General features: G+C 69.0%; 7 protein-coding genes. 4 read left to right on the top strand and 3 right to left on the bottom strand.

Translation table 11 applies throughout. The annotated features are described in order from the left end of the window. From X946_RS35535 to X946_RS24155, 3 genes are all read left to right on the top strand, one after another. Window positions 1-197 (top strand): hypothetical protein (locus tag X946_RS35535; protein ID WP_038753050.1); only part of this gene is annotated, 197 nt, incomplete at its 5' end. Beyond that, complete coding sequence (locus X946_RS24160; RefSeq protein ID WP_414734408.1) at window positions 191-976, top strand: ATP-binding cassette domain-containing protein; 786 nt, start codon at window positions 191-193, stop codon at window positions 974-976. The genes X946_RS35535 and X946_RS24160, both read left to right, overlap by 7 nt. Before the next feature lie 23 nt (window positions 977-999). Further along, entirely contained in the window at window positions 1,000-2,418 is a 1,419-nt protein-coding gene (locus X946_RS24155) for a M20 family metallopeptidase (protein ID WP_038753048.1), read from the top strand. A 208-nt stretch (window positions 2,419-2,626) separates the two neighbouring features. Here X946_RS24155 and X946_RS24150 read toward each other — a convergent pair whose 3' ends face one another. From X946_RS24150 to X946_RS24140, 3 genes are all read right to left on the bottom strand, one after another. Next, window positions 2,627-3,610, bottom strand: coding sequence for a hypothetical protein (locus X946_RS24150; RefSeq protein ID WP_038753046.1), 984 nt, complete (start codon window positions 3,608-3,610; stop codon window positions 2,627-2,629). Between the two features lie 642 nt (window positions 3,611-4,252). Beyond that, entirely contained in the window at window positions 4,253-4,726 is a 474-nt protein-coding gene (locus X946_RS24145) for a hypothetical protein (RefSeq protein WP_038753059.1), read from the bottom strand. A gap of 35 nt (window positions 4,727-4,761) precedes the next feature. Then, a complete protein-coding gene (locus tag X946_RS24140; protein WP_038753044.1) occupies window positions 4,762-5,778 on the bottom strand; it encodes a 1-aminocyclopropane-1-carboxylate deaminase in 1,017 nt (338 codons plus the stop codon). 193 nt (window positions 5,779-5,971) lie between these two features. Between X946_RS24140 and X946_RS24135 the strand changes: the two genes are divergently transcribed. Continuing rightward, window positions 5,972-6,481 (top strand): Lrp/AsnC family transcriptional regulator, encoded by a 510-nt coding sequence (locus tag X946_RS24135; RefSeq protein WP_038753042.1) that lies wholly within the window; start codon window positions 5,972-5,974, stop codon window positions 6,479-6,481. The last annotated feature ends 95 nt before the right edge of the window (window positions 6,482-6,576 follow it).

Genomic DNA, 6,576 nt, shown 5'->3' with positions numbered 1-6,576 from the left:
TGCATCCGCTGCATCCGCTGCATCCGCTGCATCCGCTGCATCCGCTGCATCCGCTGCATCCGCTGCATCCGCTGCATCCGCTGCATCCGCTGCATCCGCGCCGCCCCGTGCCGGCGTCGACGCCGACCTCCACGCCGCCTCGCCCGGCACCGACGTCGCGCTCGAACTGTGCGCGCTCACCCGCACGTTCATGCTGAAACACGGCCTCTTCCACGCGCCGACGCCGCTGCGTGCGGTCGACGGCGTGTCGCTGCGCCTCCATCGCGGCGAGACGCTCGCGCTCGTCGGCGAATCCGGCTGCGGCAAGAGCACGCTCGCGAAGATGCTGCTCGGCCTGCTGCCGCCCACCTCGGGCAGCGTGCTGCTCGACGGCCGGCAGGTCGACCCGCGCGACGCCCGACGCACCGCGCTGCGCATCCAGCCGATCTTCCAGGACCCGTATTCGTCGCTGAACCCGCGCAAGACGGTCGCGCAGATCGTCGGGCTGCCGCTGCGCGTGCACCGGCGCGGCACGCGCGACGAGCAGGACGCCGAAGTGCGCCGGATGCTCGACCTCGTCGGGATGCCGCAGCGCACGCACGGCCAGTATCCGGGCCAGTTGTCGGGCGGCCAGCGGCAGCGCGTCGCGATCGCGCGCGCGCTGATCCTGCGCCCCGGCATCCTCGTGTGCGACGAGCCGACGTCCGCGCTCGACGTGTCCGTGCAGGCGCAGATCCTGAACCTGCTGCTCGACCTGAAGGCCGAGCTCGGCTTGAGCTACCTGTTCATCAGCCACGACCTCGGCGTCGTCGAGCATCTCGCCGATCGCGTGGCGGTGATGGAGCGCGGCCGCATCGTGGAGCAGGACGCGGCCGGGCGGATCTTCGCGCAGCCGGGCCATCCGTATACACGCAAGCTGCTCGCGTCGGCGCTGACGCCGGAGCCGGGCCTCGGCCTGCCCGATCCGCCGGCCGCCGGCGCGCAGCGCGCCGCCTGAACCCTCAACATGGAGAGACAGACATGACGAGTCGCAGTCGAGCCATCGACATGGCCGCGTCGTACTTCGACGACGGCCGCTTCCTGCACGAACTGAACGCGCGCGTCGCCGTGCGCACCGAGAGCCAGCTCGCGTCGTCGCGGCCGCAGCTCTATGCGTACCTGACCGATCACATCGCGCCATCGCTCGCGGCGCTCGGCTTCACGGCGACGATCGTCGACAGCCCGCTCGAAGGCGGCAGCCCGTTCCTGATCGCCGAGCGCATCGAGGCCCCCGGCGCGCTGACCGTCCTCACGTACGGCCACGGCGACGTCGTGCCCGGCCACGACGCGCAGTGGCGCGCGGGGCTCGAGCCGTGGCGGATCGTCGTCGACGGCGACCGCTGGTACGGCCGCGGCACCGCCGACAACAAGGGCCAGCACACGATCAACCTCGCCGCGCTCGCGCAGGTGATCGACGCGCGCGGCGGCCGGCTCGGCTACAACGTGAAGGCGATCATCGAGATGGGCGAGGAAACCGGCTCGCCCGGGCTCGCGCAGATCTGCGCCGCGCATCGCGACGCGCTCGCGGCCGACCTCTTCATCGCGTCGGACGGGCCACGCGTCGCGGCGGCGCGGCCGACGATGTTCCTCGGCTCGCGCGGCAACCTGAATTTCACGCTGTCGATCGGGCTGCGCGACGGCGGCCATCATTCGGGCAACTGGGGCGGCCTGTTGCGCAGCCCCGGCATCCGGCTCGCGAACGCGCTCGCGACGATGGTCGACGCGCGCGGCCGGATACTCGTCGACGGCTGGCGGCCGGGCGGCGTGCCGCAGCCAGTGCGCGACGCGCTGCGTGCGCTCGATGTCGGCGGCGGCCCGAACGATCCGCAGGTCGATCTCGACTGGGGCGAGCCGGGCCTCACGCCGATCGAGCGGGTGCTCGCTTGGAACGCGCTGGAAATTCTCGCGTTCAGGACCGGCAATCCGGATGCACCCGTCAACGCGATCCCCGGGCATGCGCACGCGCATTGCCAGTTGCGCTACGTCGTGGGCAGCGACGGGCCGAATCTGCTGAACCGGCTGCGCGCGCATCTCGACGCGCACGGCTTCTCCGACATCGAGATCGCCGAGCGCGGCACGCGGATGGAGGCGACGCGGCTCGACCCGGACGATCCGTGGGTGCGCTGGAGCCTCGCGTCGATCGAAGCGACGACGGGCGACGCGCCCGCGCTGTTGCCGAATCTCGGCGGCTCGCTGCCGAACGACGTGTTCGCCGAGCTGCTCGGGCTGCCGACGCTGTGGATTCCGCATTCGTACGCGGCGTGCTCGCAGCACGCGCCGAACGAGCACCTGCTCGGCAGCGTCGCGCGGCAATCGCTGCAGATCATGGCGGGGCTGTTCTGGGATCTCGCCGAAGAGGGACAGGCGGTGCGCGACGCGAGGCGCGCGCGAGCGGCCTGAGGCGGCCGGCAGGCGCGCGGCCGCGCCGAGCGGGATTTGACGGGAGCGGCCGGAGCCCGGCTGCCCGGCTGCACGTTTGCACGTTTGCACGTTTGCACGGTCGCCGCGCTGATCGCGCGTTCCGCGGTTTCGTCGGCCGCGAGCGGCGGACCGCCGGCGTCGCGGCCGCGGCCCGCGCGCGGCGTGCCGGAAGCGGGCGCGAACGCGCTCATGCGTCGCCGGCTTTGCCGATCTCCGAGATTTTCTGCTTCGCGCGGGGATCGTCCTTCGGCAACAGCTTGACGCCGGATTCGTCGCCGTTCTCGTAAGGCACCGCATACCCCGCGAGCTCGAAATCGCCGCCCGGCTTGCGCAATTGCGACGAGAGAACGTCCGCCGTCATGTGTTTCGCGTTGACCTGCAGCGTATGCGGCATGACTTCGGTCGCTCGCCCGTGCGCGTCTCGGACCAGTTCGGTCTGCTGCTGCAGCCGCTCGTCCTTGCTTGCCGCACTCTTGAGCGCGCCTTGCTGATGCGCGCCGGCCTGCTTGACGTGGCCGAGCAGTTCCGGCGCGCCGTTGGACGCATCCCCGCCTTTCTTCAGCGCCGCCGCCTGATACGCGTACGTGACGAACTGCGAGCAGCTGACGCCCTGGTTCTTGCTGAGCGGCATGCCTTCATCGCTTCTGAGCGCGGCGCGCGCCGCGCGAAACGTCGCTTCGGGCGACCACTCCTCGGCCTTGTCTTCGTCTGCATCGTTCAAGCGCTCCTCACCGAATGGAGTCTTGGTCTTCGTCGGGTTGGACTCGCGCGAGCGCAGCGCCCATTGCTCGCCGATGCGCGCCGCTTCCTCGGGAATGGGCGATTCGGCGTTCTTCATCCGGTACACCGGCAGCTTCTTGGGCGTCTCGTTGCCGAACTTCTTCGTCAGGTAATCCGGGCCTTGCTGAAGGACGCCGAAGAAGCGCCCGTTCGTCGAGTGGACGAGCGGCTTGTCGCCCGCCGCGTACATCACCGCGTGCATGTTGCCGTGCTCCATGATCAGATCGCCGCGCTTCAGGTTCTGAAGATCCTTCAGGCCGCCGAGCGCGGCCCCGGCGCCGCGCTGCGACGATTGCCGCGCCTGTGTTTGCCCGGTTGCGTGCTGCCCGGAAGACGATTCGGAAGAGACATTGAGCGCAGTCGCGCCTTGCTGAACCTTTTGTATGCCCATGGCGTTCTCCAAGGTTGCCGGAATACGACGAATGTAGGGAAACGATGCGGCCCGCGACGGCCGCGACGCGAACGAGCGTCGCGCGTCGCGAAGCGAACCGGCCATGCGGCGCGCGAGCGCGGCGGACGCTCGCCGGTTCGCTCAGGCTGCCGGCGCGACGCGCCGCGCTGTTGCACGCGCGATTTCGGTTTCATCGCGGGCTTTTGCTGGGAGCTTTGCGGGGATCTTTATTGCGATCTTTACTGGAGTTTGCGTCGCGGCCGCGACGCACCATCTCGACATTCGACCCAGGCGGTCGATCCGGCGCACCGGGTGCGGATCGCCGCCGCGGGCTCGTCGAGCCGCCGAACGGCGAGTAGTGAGCGGCGCTCGGCTAGCGGTGAGCAGCTTGCAATGAGCAATGAGTGGTGAGTGGTGAGTGGTGAGTGGTGAGTGGTAAGTGGTGAGCGGTGAGCGGTGAGCGGCGAACGCCGCCGGATGACCGATGCCGATTCCGCCGCCCCAATCACCGCATGCCCGGCACGACGGGCTTTCGCCGATGATCGGCAACCACGCCGGCAAACGCATGCCGACATGACCGACACAACCGACATCGCCGACGCCGCCCGAATTCCCCCCGACACGCCGCACTCGCTGACCGGGTCAATATTCCGCGTCGATCCGCGACCGCATCGCGGCCCTCAGCAGCGCGAGCGCCGCGTCGACCGCGCGTTGCAGCTCGATCTCGTCGCACGTCAGCGGACAATGGCGCACGACGAACGTCCGATGGCCGTGCACGCCGCCGATCCAGTCGAGCGCCGCGGGCTGCTGCGACCACAACAGCAGCCGAGCGTCGCGCGACAACCGGCCGAGCGCGCGCTCGAGCGGCGCGATTTCGGCGGGCGGCCGCGCCGCCGCGCTCGACCGCGCATCGACCCACGACGCATGCAGCCGCGCCGGTTCGGCGCAGCCGAGCAGCGCGATCTGCGGCATGCCGGCGAGCCGCTTCGCGAGCGCGCCGCAGCACGCGGCGGGCAGCGTGTCGTCGCCGACGACGCACACGAGCGTCGGCGACGACGGCGGCTGCCACCAGCGCGCCGCCGCCGTTTCGTCGCACGAACGCCTCGCCCCGCTCATCGGCGCGAACACGCGCGGCGGCCCGACGCGCCGGGTCAGCCGTCGCGAAACAGGAAGCTGTACGCGTTCAGCGCGGGCACGCCGCCGAGATGCGCGTACAGCACTTTCGAGCCGGCCGGGAATTCGCCGAGCCGCACCTTCTCGATCATCCCGTGCATCGATTTGCCTTCGTAGACGGGGTCGGTGAGCATGCCTTCGAGCTTAGCGCACAGGCGAATCGCCTCGAGCGTGCCTTCGTTCGGCAGCCCGTATTCCGGGCCGCCGAAGCGCTCGTCGAGCACGACGTCGTCGCTCGTGATGTCGCGGCCGAGCTCGACGCGATCGGCGGTGTTCTTCGCGATCCTGAGGATCTGCTCGCGCGTCTGCACGGGCTTGGCCGACGCGTCGACGCCGATCACGCGATCCGCGCGCCCGTCGGCCGCGAAGCCGACGACCATCCCCGCCTGCGTGCTGCCCGTCACCGAGCACACGACGACGTAGTCGAACTTGAAGCCGAGCTCGGCTTCCTGCGCGCGCACCTCCTCGGCGAAACCGACGAAGCCGAGGCCGCCCAACGGATGATCGGAGCAGCCGGCCGGAATCGCGTACGGCTTGCCGCCTTGCGCGCGCACGTCGGCGAGCGCGTCCTCCCAGCTCTTGCGAAAGCCGATGTCGAAGCCGTCCGGCACGAGGCGCACGTCGGCACCCATCATGCGCGACATCTGGATGTTGCCGACGCGATCGTAGACGGCGTCGTGATAGTTGACCCAGTTCTCCTGCACGAGCACGCACTTCATGCCGAGATGCGCGGCGACCGCCGCGACCTGGCGCGTCTGGTTCGACTGGATGCCGCCGATCGACACGAGCGTGTCGCAGCCTTGCGCGAGCGCGTCGGGAATCAGGTATTCGAGCTTGCGCGTCTTGTTGCCGCCGAACGCGAGGCCGCTGTTGCAGTCGTCGCGCTTCGCGTACAGCTCGACCTTGCCGCCCAGATGCGCGGTGAGGCGCTTCAGCGGCTGGATCGGCGTCGGGCCGAAGGTCAGCGGATAACGCGGGAATTTCTGAAGATTCATCGATCGCTCCTGTCATCGAAGATTCGGGCGCGCGAACGCATCGAACCGCGCGCCGCGCAGCCCGATCGCGATTCGCCGCGACGTCCCATGTTAAGAACGATCGGGAAAAACATGGTTGCGAACATATTGCCAATCACCTACTTTTATGACGACATATAAGTTATTCGATTAATTTAATTAGGAACGACATATCATGCGCGCAACAAAAAAATCCACGCCGAAGGCCGTCGCCCAGCCGGCCGGCGCGGACATCGACCGTGTCGACCGCGCGATCCTTCGCGTGCTGCAGCGCGACGCGTCGATCTCGAACGTCGCGCTCGCCGCGAAGGTGAACCTGAGCGCGCCCGCGTGCCTGCGCCGCGTCGAGCGCCTGAAGGAGATGGGCCTGATTCGCGGCATCGTCGCGCTGCTCGAGCCGAAGGCGCTGAACGCCGGCATGCTCGTGATGATCGGCGTCGTGCTCGACCGCTCGACGCCCGATTCGTTCGACGCATTCGAGCAGGCCGCGCAGAAGGTGTCCGGCTGCATGGAATGCCATGTCGTGACGGGGGAATTCGACTACATCATGCTGATTCGCACGCGCGACAGCGACACGTTCAACCGGCTGCACGCCGAGCAACTGCTGTATCTGCCCGGCGTGCGGCAAATCCGGACATTCGTCGTGCTGAAGGAGATTCTGTCGACCACGAGCTTTCCGATTTGAGCCGGACGCGCTTCGCGCGCGCCGCCCATGCAGCCGGCGGCTATCGCGCGAAAAAAGCGCGGGCGGCCTCGCTCGGTCACTCGGTCACTCGGTCG

It is taken from the genome of Burkholderia sp. ABCPW 111 (genome assembly GCF_000773065.1).
In the GTDB taxonomy this organism is placed as follows: Bacteria; Pseudomonadota; Gammaproteobacteria; order Burkholderiales; family Burkholderiaceae; genus Burkholderia; species Burkholderia savannae.
Note: the sequence above shows the minus strand (reverse complement) of the source record. Positions and strands in the feature narration are given on the sequence as shown.